Genomic DNA, 13,979 nt, shown 5'->3' on the forward strand with positions numbered 1-13,979 from the left:
CCAGCGAGCGATGGACCTCGATGATTCCCTGCGAGACAGCATCTATACACATATCGATCAGATCACGCAATGGTCCCTCTCCAGTTTTGACAGGGAGGTCGACGTTATCGACAAGACCGTCGATACACTGGACGGATTCGAGGATTCGAACGGAGGGCAGAGTGCGAAATTCAAAACCAAGAAGATGCACCCGTCGCCGAAGGTTGATTTCTCGGGGCCCAGATGGAGTGGAAATAAAGCCAATGCGGACTGGATTGACCGCAAGAACGCCGAACTTGCGGACCTGATGTTTGTCGCGAATCGTCTCAGGGGCAATACCGTCGTCAGTAGACGCGTAATGATATCCCAGACGAAGTTCACCAGGGGGGCGTCGAAAAAGTGGAAGTGGAAAGTCAGGATGCACCAGTTCCATCTGCTGGACAGCCTCCCGGAGATCGAGTTCGTCGAGCCAGCTACTGGCGAACGGTTCGATATCGACCCCGATAACCGATCGTTCACGACCTACAGCTTCGCCAGTGATCACTACTTTCCCTTCTTCAACACGACCGCGAAGATGCAGGAGTTCATGAGTTCGACGCAGGGAGTCAAGAGCACTACCTTCGATCCCACTCCTGATGCTCCGCACGGGTTCCAGGTATTCAGGGGGATGCTGAAGCGGTTCGTTCTCGGTATGTACGGTGAGCGGTTCAGCGCAGACGATACTGTGGGCGAGATGATTCAGCATATGTACGATAACGCCACGTTCGACCAGGGTAGCTCTCCGAACACGCTGACAGACGGAGGACAAACGGAAATGAACGACCCGGCGACCGCAGTCGTCCAGATTGATCTTGGTCTGGAGAACCAGGAGGCGAACTTCGATGAACTCGACAGCGACGGACCGCGCCTCTGACCTGGGCTGGCCACTTGCCTGGTCCCGCAGTGTCGCTCGGCAATGCCACCATTGAATACCCGGCAGTGTGTCGATCAGTCGCATGGGTAGGGCATACCGGGTCGGAGAGACCTACCGCGACACCGGGAGTTACAGGAAGAGCGAGGACCAGTTCCTGCGCTGGATTCGTGGCCCGCTCGACAGCGGCATCAGGAACACGGGCGGAATCAGGGATATCGGCGCGGACCACTCGGACTCGCCAGCCGCCCTCGTCCTCGTCTCCAACGACAAGGGAGTCTCCCAGCACGACGACCCGTGGGAGGACACGCTTGCCGTGGATTCCGGGTACATCAGCTACTGGGGCGACGCCAAGGAGGGCAACCCGTACGACGACTCCGACCAGAACGACAAGGTAGTCGACGCGTTCGACCGGGCTGCGGCCGGCCGCCGCGAGGAGGTTCCGCCGGTGCTCGTGTTCCGGAAGCCGGAGTCCGGCGTGGTCCAGTTCTGCGGGCTGTGTGTCCCGGACTATCTCGAGGCCCGGCCCTACAGGGATGATGACGGCAACCGGGTGCCGAACTACCTGTTCCACTTCACGATTCTGAACACGCCGGAGGTCCCGGTCGAGTGGCTCCACTCCAGAGCCCGGGGCGGCAGCAACGAGGCCGCGCCCGACGAGTGGGAGACCTGGACCCGGACGGGCGAGGTGCACCAGTGGCCGACAGGAGTCCAGCGCGAGCAGAACGAGGGGTGGGTCCGCCGGTACGAACAGGCCGAGATTCCTGTCAGCGAGGACTTCCGGCAGGAGGCATTCGAACGGTACGGGCGAGCCTGCGTGATCACTGATATCCGCGAGGAGCCAGTGCTCGACCTCGCTCACGTCCTCCCGCGGAGCGAGCGTCCGGACCTGGCCGAGCACTCGGAGAATGTCCTCGTTCTGAACTCGCTCCATCACCGGGCGTTCGACGCGGATCTGTTCACTATCGACCCCGAAATGCGGTTGCGCGTTAGCCCCGCGTTCGACCCGGGACATCCGTTCCTCCGGGAGACGATCGTCGAGCGGGAAGGTGAGGAGGTCCGGCTGCCGCCCGATGCCAGCGTGCGAGGGGAGTTCCTTGAGGAATTGAATGGGAGCCTGTCCTGGGTATAGCGATGAATACTCCCGTCGTAGAGATGTCGGATTGACAGATTCTACACGTCGCCGATGAGATTCCGGTGGTCGTCGGAGCTGAGGACCTCATAGGCGGCCTGCACCTATTACGGTTCGATTCCGATGCGGTTGCTGGTCAGCGAGAGGAACCGGTCGTACTTGTAGGCGAGATCCAGCCGGATCACCCGCTCTCGAAGGTCGTATTGAAGCGGTGCGTCGGATTGGCGTGCTGCAAGATGGTCGACGAGCGAATCGAGTTTCTCGGTGCGGGCGAGGCCGCTGGGGAGTTTGCGGAGCTGGCCCGCCGAGGTGTAGGCGTGGAGAAAGTGGCCGCCGTTTGGCCGTTCCTCGATTTTCGTGATCTCTGCACGCCCGCCGGCGAATCTAACGTGATTGCCGACTGTGAAGTCAGACATTGGTCAAATTGGCAGATAGCGTACTGAGCGCTTTTGTGGCACTCTCAGCGTTGGTGAACCCTGTAAGTACCAATTTACCAGAGGAGAAAATCAGGATAACACCTTGATCAAGTCGATATACTAATCCTGGGAATTGCTCGGGTTCATACTCTACATCTTCTAATCCCAATTTGATAGCCAGCTTATTGAGATCCAAATCTTGTTCTAAATCTGATGTGAATACTATATTTGTAATTGTAAATTCAGATACTTCTTCTCTGATTCCCAAATCCGATAATCTGTCTTCTAATATTGATTTGTTTTTATATAGTTCTTCTTCAGAGGTTGCGCCTCGGATGTTGCAGGAACCAGTTCGGTAGATTGTAATAGTTGGGGAATCTTCATAGAATTTTATATATAACCCGGGAGAATCTTTCTTTGAATAGCTACACGAGTGAGAATCTATATCGTTTGCAATAGCCTCGAGCTCAAATTCTCTATTGATTTTTCCTGTAGCAACTATGCTAACAATTTTTAACTCACTCATAACATTTCTCTCTTCGCTCCCGGTTTCTGGGTATTAATACCATTATCAATTTGCCATCAGTCATCTCGAACTGCTGACTCGACAATTTCAATTTCCTCGTCGGTCAATTTGTAGAGGTCGTAAACAATCTCATTGATTAGCTGGTCGATTTTCTCGATTTTCTCATCCAGATCGTCAGCGCGCTCACGCACCTTGATATACTGCTCCAGTCCAGTTTGAACCTCACCGATGTCAGGGAGTGTCAGGTCTTTCAGCCGGTCCAGCGGTGAGTTCGTCTTAGTCGCGCCCTGCCGGAAGCCCGCGAATCCGTCGTCTTCCTCAATGGCGACAGGCACGAACTCTCGCAATAGCGTCTCCTCAGCCTCCGATAGACCGACAAAGGCCATCGCCTCGTAGGTCTCGAACTCCGATTCGGCGAGACGGTTCCAGCGGTCTGTCTCGCGTGGGTCTTCCTCGTCGATCTTGTAGCTCAGGCTCACCGACAGCACCAGTCGTCCCCCCTCGTCTGCGAAGGATACCCCCTCTATACGCAATCCTTCATACTCATCCGTAGTCTTAGTCAGCGGCGTGTCTGCGACGCCCGCTACCGGCATCTGTAAGTCTTCGAGCGTTTCGCCTGCCTTCGCCTGCGGCAGTTCGTCACTTGGGATTCCGAGATAGTCGAGGAGCGCGAGATTAAGACCGGATTTGTCTTCGGTCTCTTCGGACCGAATTCGGGCAAGTATCGCCAACAAATCATGCAATACAACGTCGTGTACTTCTCTTTGCTTAATTTTGCTTATAACATCCCCGACGGAACGTGCTTCTCTTATCTCTTCTTCCAACTCGGCTACTAATTCGGACCTTTCGTTCGGCTCACCGTCGAAGTTAATTGCCCGAATCGGGAGGTCACGAAGCTCGTGGATTCGAACCTGTGCGAAGGTCCGATCCTCCTCGCCTGACCGGGAGCGGTACACATACCGAAGGACCGCACTGTTAATTAGTGCAAGAACATACCAGAGGTCATACCGCTCATCGTTGAGTAGAGTCGTATGTACTGACTTGGCGGTGTATAGCTCGTTGGTATCGATTGCTCCGATGAGTGTCTCTGCCGTTTGTCTCGTGAGTAATTTCTCGGATACCTCGGTGTACTCGGGATACACCTGAATGACAATATCGCCCTCGACGAACGAGTCATAGTCGTGACGCAGCCACTTGTTCTCCGGTTCGATACGGTATCGCTCGATTTCACCACCACCAACGTAGCGGTGATCCTCCTCGTTTTCCTGTTCACCCTCATACATGATGAGATCAGAGATCTTCGTCCCCTCACCTCGATTCTGCCAGCCTTGTCCACTTACTTTATAATCGATACCGGCATCGTGACAGGTACATATCGACGGCTCAAGCTCGACTATCTCATCTAACTCAGTAATTTTCCCCTCGACCCGATCGACAACACGCCATGGCTGTGAAGCTCGTGCCTCTATGGGAATAGAGTATCCTTCATCAGAAATCTCTGCTTCGTCTCCCTCGACGAGCGTAGCGTTATAATTTTCAGATGGACGCATGTTAGATGCGGTGAGTATCATCGTGAATATCTCCTCGTTGAATACATGATGCTCACCAAAATCCACAATCTCCTCTATCGAATATCGCTGGGAGTTTACTCGACGAAATGCCTCGTACTGCTTTCCTTTCAGCGGAGTATTTGGTATGATATAGCTCCATGTGCCAGCCGCTCTCAGGATTCGGTCAGGAAGCGCAACGAATGCAGTGAAGATATCGGCACGTTCGCTCTCGAATCCCATCCCTTGAGCTCGACAGTATTTTTTCGCCCGCGTATCGAGAATATCCCCGTACGGTGGGTTCCCGAGTACCACATCAAATCCACCATGATCCTGTCGATCTCCATCCTGCTCGTAGAACGCTATCGGGAACTCCAGTTCCCAGTGGAAGAATTGCTGGTCTTTGGCCATCGCCTCCGCCGACTGATACCAATCATATCTTTCGATTTTCTCCCAAGAGTCATCCCGCAGGGCCTCTGCCATGCGTTCGTAGGCATCAGCGGGCACGTCCAGCCCGAACCGCTCGGCGGTATGGACGTTCGCCATGGCAATGAGGTGCTGATAAAGTGGGTCGTCGCGTACCTCGTCGTAGACGGTCTCCATCTCCTTGATGTCGTCCAGTGTCTCGTTGTCGATAGCGAGCAGGTCCTCGAACTGGTTGGTGACGTGCTCTAAGGCCTGCCGCCGCGTGCGGTCGAACGACTCTTGCAAGGTTAGCTGACCTTCTTCGGTCCCGTTGTCAGGGTCGCCGTTGTCAAGCACCGTCTCAATGTCGCTGCCAACCAGCGAGTTCCCCGTCTTGAGATGATGGTCGAGGAAGGCAAGCGGTTGCTCGGCGGCGAGCGTCCGAAGCCATAGCGACACCTTCGCCAGTTCGACCGCCAGCGGATTCAGGTCCACGCCGTAGATGCAGCGCTGCGCGACCTGCCGGCGGGCCCAGTTGATGTCGTGTTCCTCGTCGACGGTTTCGATACCCTGCTGGGCGGCCTGCCGCTCCTGAGCGTCGATAATTTCACGGGCGAGGTAGTCGATAGCGCTCGTCAGGAAGTGGCCGCTGCCCATGGCGGGGTCCAGGATTTTGAGGTCGAACACCTCCTCAGCGAACTCCTCAGCGAATCCTCCTTCGTCGAACGCACTTTGGCCAACGAGACTCCCCCGGATGTCGTCGACAATCGGTCCGAGCGTTTCCTCGACGATGTACTCGACGACGTACTCCGGAGTGTAGTACGACCCTGTCGCCTTCCGTTCGCCAGAGTCAGTGGTCAAGTATACATCGCCCTCGTTCACCACGACTTCGGAGTCACTGTCGGCACTCACGTACTCGCCGGCCTCCACGGCCTTCGGCTCGTGTGCGACGTTCAGCTGGTATTCGAGCAACCCCTCGTAGATGCTACCCAGATGACGGATGTCCAGCGAGGAGTAATCCACGAAGACCTTGCCGTCACCCTCGTCCGCTTCGCGGCGGGTCAGCAGGTCGACCACCTCGGCAAGGTGGGAGTCCGGGGCCTCGTGGCTGGCGAGGAAGAGCGCCTCCTCGCTGTCGTCGGGGTCCGGGTTCGTCCGGAATAGCCCACCGTTGTACGCTGGAATGTAGAGCTGATCCTCCGGAATCCCCCGGGACTGGCTCCCCTCGTTGATGAGGTCGAACAGTTCTCCCAGGCGGTTCCAGAGGTCCGTCTTCCAGGCGAGGTAGTGATCCTGCGAGTCCTCGAGGTTATCGGCGACGGTTCGCTTCAGGTCGTTCAGACTGTAACTGTCGCTGTAGATGTCGTTGTCCGTCGGGAGGAGGTCACGGCCCTCGCTCTCGGCGTACAGGACGAAGATGAGTCGATACAGGTAGATGAGCGAACTGTCGTGGATGCGTTCGAGGTCCTCCTCCCCGAGGTCGTCGTTGTACTCGAGGAACCCCTCGGCCAGCACGCGGATGGCCTCGTAGATGTTGTCCTGCAGGTCCTCCCCGAGTGCCTCGGCGAACGTACTGCTCTCGTCGTATACATCGTCGAGGAAGCAGTCGCCGTCGGACTCCTCGACGAAGGCCTGCCGCCGGAAGAAGAGGTAGAAGTACCGGAACGCCTCGGTATCGCCCTCCTCCAGTAGCGTCGGCAGATCGATCTCGTAGTACGAGTCTAGGCGGTGACTCGTGGGGCCGTAGTAGAGCCGCCACTTCTGGCCGTTGGTCAGCACCGCCCAGGTCGCGGGGGTCTCCTGGAGGTAGACGTGGATCTGATAGCTGGGATTCTCGAAGTCGCGCTCGCGCTTGCCCCGGGTGTCCAGCTTCCGGCCCCAGCGTTTGGCGTCGGCGACGGCGATGGCCTCCTCGTAGAAGTCACCGCCCTCGTCTCGCCGCTCGTGGGCAGCCTCTTTGCTCTCCTGGCTCCGGAAGAACGCGTAGTCCGGTCGCCGCTGCCCGCGCTCGACCGTCTCCTCGATCTCGAAGGTGATCCCCAGCCGTTCGAACACGGGACGGATGAGTTCGCGCTCCAGTTGCGCCTCGTTGTAGCCCTCCACGCGGTCCGCCTCCGCCTGGTAGAGGTCGCGGATGTCCTCCATGGCGGACTCGACCTCGTCGTCCGGAACCTCGTTCCAGGGCTCGGTCTTCGGGAGGTGTTCGTTCAGGTAGTAGTTCGAGAACAGGTCGCGGTTCGTGCGGTAGGTGAGTGCCGATTGCATGAGCGGAGGTCCCCCACGCCCGGGCGCCGTCCGGCGGCCCTGGTGGATACCGACCCCCAGAGACGACTCGCACATAACAGTTGCCAACGGGTCAGGCACACGCGTGCGAGCACGCACGTGGGTGCGTACGCGCTACGCGCGCCCACGTGTGCCCAGTTCTATACCGACTCGCCCCCGAAACGTTAAGTGAAGGGGGCGAGTCGTCCCGAGATGTCGCGCTATGACCACACCGCGCCTCACGGGAGCGACCTCCCGAACGTACGCCGAGCGCCTCCTGACCGCCAACGATCCCGATGCCGTCGCGGAGATCGTCAGCGAGCTCGAGGACGAGTTCGACGTGGTCTGGAAGCCGCTCGGGGATGACGAGAACAACTACTCGGACGTGTACACGCAGGCGGCGTCACCTATCCCGGCGTTCTGTGAACTCCCGCTGAACAGCGAGGACTCGCAGATGCTCCGGTTCTACGAGCAGAACGCCGACGATGTCGACCCCGAGGAGTACACCTCGATGAAGGCGGCCGTCGAGTCCGACTGGGTCGATCTCGAAGACGCCGAGGTCGAGATCATCGCCGACGGGTACAAACCCTCCGAGGGCAACCTGCTCAACCTCACCGTCCGCGACAACGGCAAGGGGAAGGGCCGGGACGACTTCGACGACTTCGTCGGCCTCCACGCGCCCGGGCTGAAGAAGCAGAAGTACGGCTTCCTGCAGGGGCAGTACGGCATGGGGAGCACCGCCGTCATGCAGTTCTGCGGGAACATCGAGGAGGAGTACAACGAGCGCGCGTTCAAGTTCATCGCGAGCGCCTCGGTGCACGACCCGGAGGAGTGGACGTGGACCGTCGTCCACGACAAGCCCCACAAGGGTCGGGTCGAGTACATCACCGTCGGTGGGGAGTTCCCCATCTTTGACGGCACGTTCGGCGAGGCACTCGTCGAGAAGCACCGCGAGAGCTACGAGAGCTACGACTTCGACGCGCACGTGGATGCGTTCGACCCGATGGAGCACGGCGCGTTCGTCAAGGTGTACGACTACCGGACGAACGCCTCGCGCGCGCTCATCAGCGGCGACGAGGGCTTCCGGCGCAAGTTCGAGCGGTGCGTCGTCGAGTCGCCGTTCCCCATCCGGCTAACCGACATGCGGTACGACAACAAGCTCACCCAGAGCACGACCCGCGGGTTCCTGCCTGCCGTCCGCGACGGCAACGAGCACCTCGTGAAGGGCGAGGAGCACATCACGAAAGAGACGGAGTCCGAGACGCTCGGGGAACGGGACATCCACATCCTGCTGTTCAAGAGCGACAGCGAACTCGAGAACGTGGACACGACCCGGCGGGGCAAGGATCGGTTCGTCGCGGGCACGACGGGCCACAAGAACGCGACCAGCCGGACTGGCATCCAGAAGGACCACGCCGTCATGCTCACCATCAACGGCCAGACGCACGGGAGCAAGGGCGAGTACTTCCTGAAGCGCCTCGGCTACTCCAAGGTCGCGGAGGACACGGTCGTCATCGTCGAGTTCGACGACCTCGCGAATCTCGGGATGGTCAACATGTTCTCGGCGTCCCGGGACACGCTGAAGGACACCCCGCAGTCCAACCTGTTCCTCGCGGCGCTCGAGGACGCACTGGAGGACAGCGACCTCCTCTCCGACGAGGAGGACCGCCGCCGGGCGAAGCGCGGCAGCGAGGAGACAGAGGTGGACACCGAGACGTTCTCCGACTTCGTCCAGAAGAACCCCGAGTTCGCGAACTACATCACCACGGGCGAGCACATCAACGCGCCACGGATCCGCCCGTCCGATGTCGCTGGGGACGAGGAGGGACCCACCCCGTCCGACGACGCATCGGCCCAGACATCCACGACCGGTGATGACGGCGGAGAGGGTGGGGAGGGCGATGACGACGAAGACCAGTTCGACACGCCCCAGCTCCCCACCTACCTGCGGCCCATCCGGGAGTACGACCCGGCTGGCGACCACGAGTACTGGGACGAGTCGGAGGGCATCATGCCGGTCGAGATGCCGGTGAACCAGGGGACGGTCATCCGGTTCGCGACGGACGCCCAGAGCAACTACCTCGTGCGAGAAGTTCTCAGCGGCTCGCTCAACGTCTCTCCCTCCGCCCGGTTCGAGGCAGTCGAACTGCAGGATGGGCTGCTGACGCTCACCATCTCGCCCGCCGAGAGCGCGGAGGTCGGTGACGACTTCGGGCTGACTGTCGAGCTGACCCGTCCGGACCCGGCCGACTGCAACCTGTTCGACGACCCCGCCGAGGCGTTCCCCGACGAGGACACGGAGGAGGGGCCGGTCGCTGCCGACGGCGGGACAGAGCTCGACACGTCGCCCCTCACGTCGATGTTCACCGTCGAGTACACCGAGCCGGAGGAGGCCCCGGACACAACGCCCTCCAGCACCTGCGGCAGTGCCGGCCAGGAGGGTGACGAGAGCGGCGACGAGGAGCCTGGGAACGACACCGATGGAGAGGCCACCGAGGGCGAGCAGGACGGCGAGACCCGTGAACAGGCCCTCGCCATGCCCGAGATCCACTTTGTCTACGAGGAGGACTGGCGGACGGACGACGAGGGGGAGCCCCTCGACGACGAGGCGTACGACCCCGAGATCGGTGACGCGTTCGACGAGCACCGGCTCGTGCAGGTGGACGAGAGCCGGGACGGCACCATCAGTGGACTCACCCTGACGATCAACATGGACGCCGCGCCGCTCCGCTCGTTCATCGTCGAGAAGAACGTCAGCGACACCTGGAAGGAGTTCGTCGAGAACCAGTACCGCCTCGCGGTGGTGTTCTACACCATCTGCGAGTACCGGGGGCTCGTCGACGAGGACAGCACGTCGCTGGGCAGCGGTGAACTGATGCCAGCGGAACTCGTGGACCGGACCATCAACGCCCTCGGCCCCGCGCTCATGCCGACAATCATCCCGGAGGACCAGCTCGACCGCATCACGGAGTAACACATGTCACAGCAAGAAACCGATACGCAGCAGATCGAGGAGGGACCGCCGTCAGACGAGGAGCGAATCGCTCGCCACCTGCGGAAGCGGGTGCTCGAGCAGGCTCGCGGCGACATCGACGAGCGCGTCCCCCGAGACTTCCCGAGCGAGCGGTTCTTCGCGGGCGCGCTCGCAGCCCGGAGCAGCGACCAGCTGGATGAGCCGGACGACGACCTGCAGTCCAAGATGGAGCCGAGCGCTCTGGGCTCCACGGTCAGGGTACGTAACGGCTCCCCTGATGACGCCCTCGTCGTCAACGTCGACGCGAGCGTCTGGGTCCGCGTGTATCCGACATACGAGGAGATGCGGAACCGGGAGTCGTTCGTGGCCCTCGGCGACCGCGACGAGGACGATGACGGCGACGAGCTGCTCCCCGTGTTCCGTCGGCTAGAACTCGATGTCGACCCGATCCGCATCCCGTTCGACGAGCTCGCCGACCGCCCGCGGCATACCCCCGAGGTCGTCAGGGAGCGCGCGAACACCGCCCTGCGTGACGCCTTCGAGGACGCCCGCGACCAGGCGCTCGACCAGTTCGATGTGTACGAGGTCCCCGGTGGAGAACCGGGTGACGACGAGGTACCGGCACAGGCGCTCGCCAGCGAGGCGGACTTCGAGGGGTATCTCGCCGAGCGGGATGGCGTCCCCGCGATTCCTGACTGGGACGCCGACCTCGCCATCTCGGTGATGCCCGACCGCGAGGACGGCGGTGAGGACGTGCTCATCGTCGATATCGAGCTGACGAACCGGGCCATCCAGTCGGAGGCGGACGGGATCCACACGATCCGCGACCCGACACTCTTCGAAGTCGAGTTCGAGCTCGAGGCCGACGGCAACCTCGAGTTCGTCCCGTTCACGTTCGACCCGCTGCCACAGGACTTCCGGTACAACCGAGACCTCTGGGGGCACGGTCGGAACTGCACGGTCGTCGCTCCTGACGAACACGAGACGTTGCGGGACGGGCGTACTCCAGGTCGGCGGGCACCCGAGGCCGACCCGTCCGCCGACCGGCTCGAGACCCGGTACGTCCCACAGTACCGGCAGCTGGTGTACGAGTCCGCGGACAGGGGTGTCGATCCCCGGTTCGACGACCTCTCCGACCTCGACGGCGGTGGACTGGAGGTTCTGGATGATGTCCACCGCTCGATGCAGCGGTACCTCGAGGAGGACTACCCGGCGGCGCTCGACCAGTACCGGGAACGGGATGACTGGGACGACGACCCCGAGACCGGTGACCTGGCGGACTTCATCGAGGACCGCAAGGCGTTCGAGCGCGAGATCGCGCGGTTCGAGCGCGGTATCCGTTGCCTGCGACAGCATCCGGAAACCGTCGGGCGCGCGTTCGAGTGCATGAACGAGACGATGGACCGGATGCACGACTTCGACTCCTGGCGTCTGTTCCAGCTCGTGTTCATCGTCACGCAGGTCCCCGACGTGACCGCTCGCGAGCACGACGGCTGGGACGAGGTCGAGTGGCGCAACAATGATACCGACGACAGGGCAGAGGAGGCCGACTCCGCGCTCGAGGTTGTCGATGTCCTCTGGTTCCCGACGGGCGGTGGCAAGACCGAGGCGTTCCTCGGTGTCGCGGTCTGGAACATGTTTTTCGACCGCATCCGGGGGAAGGACTTCGGGGTGACTGCCTGGACGCGGTTCCCGCTGCGGCTGCTGTCGCTCCAGCAGCTCCAGCGGATGTCCGAGACCATCATGTACGCTGACCTCGTCCGCCGGGAACAGCCAGACATCGGCGAGCATCCGTCTCGCTCGTTCTCTGTCGGATACCTCGTCGGCAAGAAGAACACCCCCAATCAGCTCACAGGGTACAACAACGACAACTACTCCCGGTACAGGAACGACCGCTCGCTCCGCGAGGATGCCAAGGTCGTCCCCTCCTGTCCGGCCTGCGACGCCCCGGTCGAGATGCGGGTGACGGACGACGACCATCGGCTCGCCCACGTGTGTACGGGCTCGTCGTTCGACTGCCCGTGGCAGGCGCGGGATGTCGACCCACAGGAACCCTACGATGAGGACGAGCTACCGGTCCACGTCGTGGACAACGAACTCTACCGGTACGCTCCGACCATCCTCGCCGGCACCATCGACAAGATCACCGCGATCGGCTACCAGCGAAAGGTGGCCCATCTGCTGACCGGCGAGATGGACTGCAAGTGCCCCATCCACGGGTTCGCCAGCCTCGGCGAGTGCACGGAGAAGTACGGCTGCGAGATCGACCGGGACGAGTTCGAGGAACTCGCGACCCCTGTCGAACCATACGATCCCGCACCCTCGCTGATGGTGCCCGACGAGCTCCACCTGCTCGAGGAGAGCGTGGGGAGCTTCGACGGCCACTACGAGACCGGTGTCGACGCGCTCCAGGACCTCGTGGACGCTGGCACCACCAAGATCATCGCTCCGACGGCGACGATCACGGCGTACGAGGACCAGGTTCACCACCTGTTCATGCGCTCTGCCGAGCGGTTCCCGGCTCCGGGGCCGTACCTGCGGGAGAACTTCTACGCCCGGGAGCGAGCGGAGACGCAGCGCTACTACATCGGGCTGGTGCCCCACGGGAAGACCCACATCAACTCGATCATCGACCTGCTCTACTACTTCCACGAGGAGGTCCAGACGCTGCTCCGTGAGGCCCTCGAGAACCCCGAGGCGCTCCTGACCGGCGCCGTACTTGAGGGGACGGATACCGACCAGCCACTCGAGACCGACCGCGTCGACGAGGTCATCTCGATGCTGACGCTGTACAGCACGAGCCTGACATATCTCCTCTCGAAGAAGGACGGCGACCGGCTCGACCAGTCCATCGTCTCCCAGCTCGAGGCCTACCTCAAGCGCGATGATCGGCCATCGCTAACGGCGAAGCGGCTCACCGGAGGAACACCCTTCGAGGCCGTCCAGGACATCCTCGACACGCTCGAGGAACCCTGGGACGAGGAGCAGGACGAGGACCTGCTGGAGGGGCTTATCGAGCAGGACCTCGTCGCCGACGGAACTTCCGAGGAGGTTCTCGAACTTCGGAATCTGCTCGAACGGAGTCTCGACGAGGAGGACGGGGAGGTCGACAACGACCAGTTCCGGGTCGAGCTCCGCCGCATGTCGGCCGAGACTCGCGAGGGGCTGGCCTGGCTGCTCGCCAGCAGGCTCAACGCCATCACCGCCACGAGCATGATCAGCCACGGCGTCGACGTGGAGCGGTTCAACATGATGGTGTTCTTCGGGATGCCCCGGCAGACTGCCGAGTACATCCAGTCGAGCTCGCGTGCGGGACGTACCTTCCCCGGGCTGGTATTCAACGTCGCCCACCCCATCCGCGAACGTGACCTGAGCCACTACCACTTCTTCGAGAAGTACCACGAGTTCCTCGACCGGCTCGTCGAGCCCGTGGCGATCAACCGGTGGGCCAAGAACAGCGTCAAGCGGACCCATCCTGGGCTGATGATGGGGCTGCTGCTCAACCACTACATGTACAACGGCGACTACGGGAACCTCTACTTCGGCGACCAGGCCGAGGAGTTCGCCAACTCCATCGACGAGGAGGAGCTGGCTGATCAGATCGCCGGGATGTACGGCGACGACGACAGCCACGAGGAGTTCATGCAGGATGCCGACGACCTGACCCGGGCGGCACTGTCACAGCTCCGGCTCGACGACTCCCAGTGGACCAGCGGCCGGCTTCCGCGTGATCCGATGCGAAGCCTCCGCGACGTTGACGAGCAGCTTCCGATCCGGCCCGAGTACAGGGACAATGACATCTTCGAGAGCTTCAACAACAGGTGATCT

At 61.2% G+C, this 13,979-nt stretch carries 7 protein-coding genes; 4 read left to right on the forward strand and 3 right to left on the reverse strand.

Annotated elements, in window-relative coordinates; translation table 11 throughout:
- Positions 1–10 precede the first annotated feature (10 nt).
- Entirely contained in the window at positions 11–892 is an 882-nt protein-coding gene (locus NL115_RS09035) for a hypothetical protein (RefSeq protein ID WP_254832854.1), read from the forward strand.
- 82 nt (positions 893–974) lie between these two features.
- Positions 975–2,021: an HNH endonuclease gene (locus NL115_RS09040; RefSeq protein ID WP_254832855.1), complete on the forward strand. Its 1,047-nt coding sequence runs from the start codon at positions 975–977 to the stop codon at positions 2,019–2,021.
- 107 nt (positions 2,022–2,128) lie between these two features.
- Here NL115_RS09040 and NL115_RS09045 read toward each other — a convergent pair whose 3' ends face one another.
- Genes NL115_RS09045 through NL115_RS09055 form a run of 3 tightly spaced genes read right to left on the reverse strand, consistent with a single transcriptional unit; the run spans position 2,129 to position 7,180 of the window.
- Entirely contained in the window at positions 2,129–2,437 is a 309-nt protein-coding gene (locus NL115_RS09045; protein WP_254832856.1) for a hypothetical protein, read from the reverse strand.
- Positions 2,430–2,963, reverse strand: a complete 534-nt coding sequence (locus NL115_RS09050; RefSeq protein WP_254832857.1) for a TATA-box-binding protein — start codon at positions 2,961–2,963, stop codon at positions 2,430–2,432. The genes NL115_RS09045 and NL115_RS09050 overlap by 8 nt, the downstream gene beginning before the upstream one ends.
- 56 nt (positions 2,964–3,019) lie before the next feature.
- Complete coding sequence (locus tag NL115_RS09055) at positions 3,020–7,180, reverse strand: Eco57I restriction-modification methylase domain-containing protein (RefSeq protein WP_254832858.1); 4,161 nt, start codon at positions 7,178–7,180, stop codon at positions 3,020–3,022.
- Positions 7,181–7,400: 220 nt separating this feature from the next.
- On the opposite strand from NL115_RS09055, the gene NL115_RS09060 reads away from it, so the two are divergent.
- Both NL115_RS09060 and NL115_RS09065 read left to right on the forward strand, forming a co-directional pair.
- Positions 7,401–10,151 (forward strand): ICP22 family protein, encoded by a 2,751-nt coding sequence (locus NL115_RS09060; RefSeq protein WP_254832859.1) that lies wholly within the window; start codon positions 7,401–7,403, stop codon positions 10,149–10,151.
- Positions 10,152–10,154: 3 nt separating this feature from the next.
- Positions 10,155–13,976, forward strand: a complete 3,822-nt coding sequence (locus NL115_RS09065) for a helicase-related protein (RefSeq protein ID WP_254832860.1) — start codon at positions 10,155–10,157, stop codon at positions 13,974–13,976.
- The last annotated feature ends 3 nt before the right edge of the window (positions 13,977–13,979 follow it).

Source organism: Haloglomus salinum, from assembly GCF_024298825.1.
Classification (GTDB): domain Archaea; phylum Halobacteriota; class Halobacteria; order Halobacteriales; family Haloarculaceae; genus Haloglomus; species Haloglomus salinum.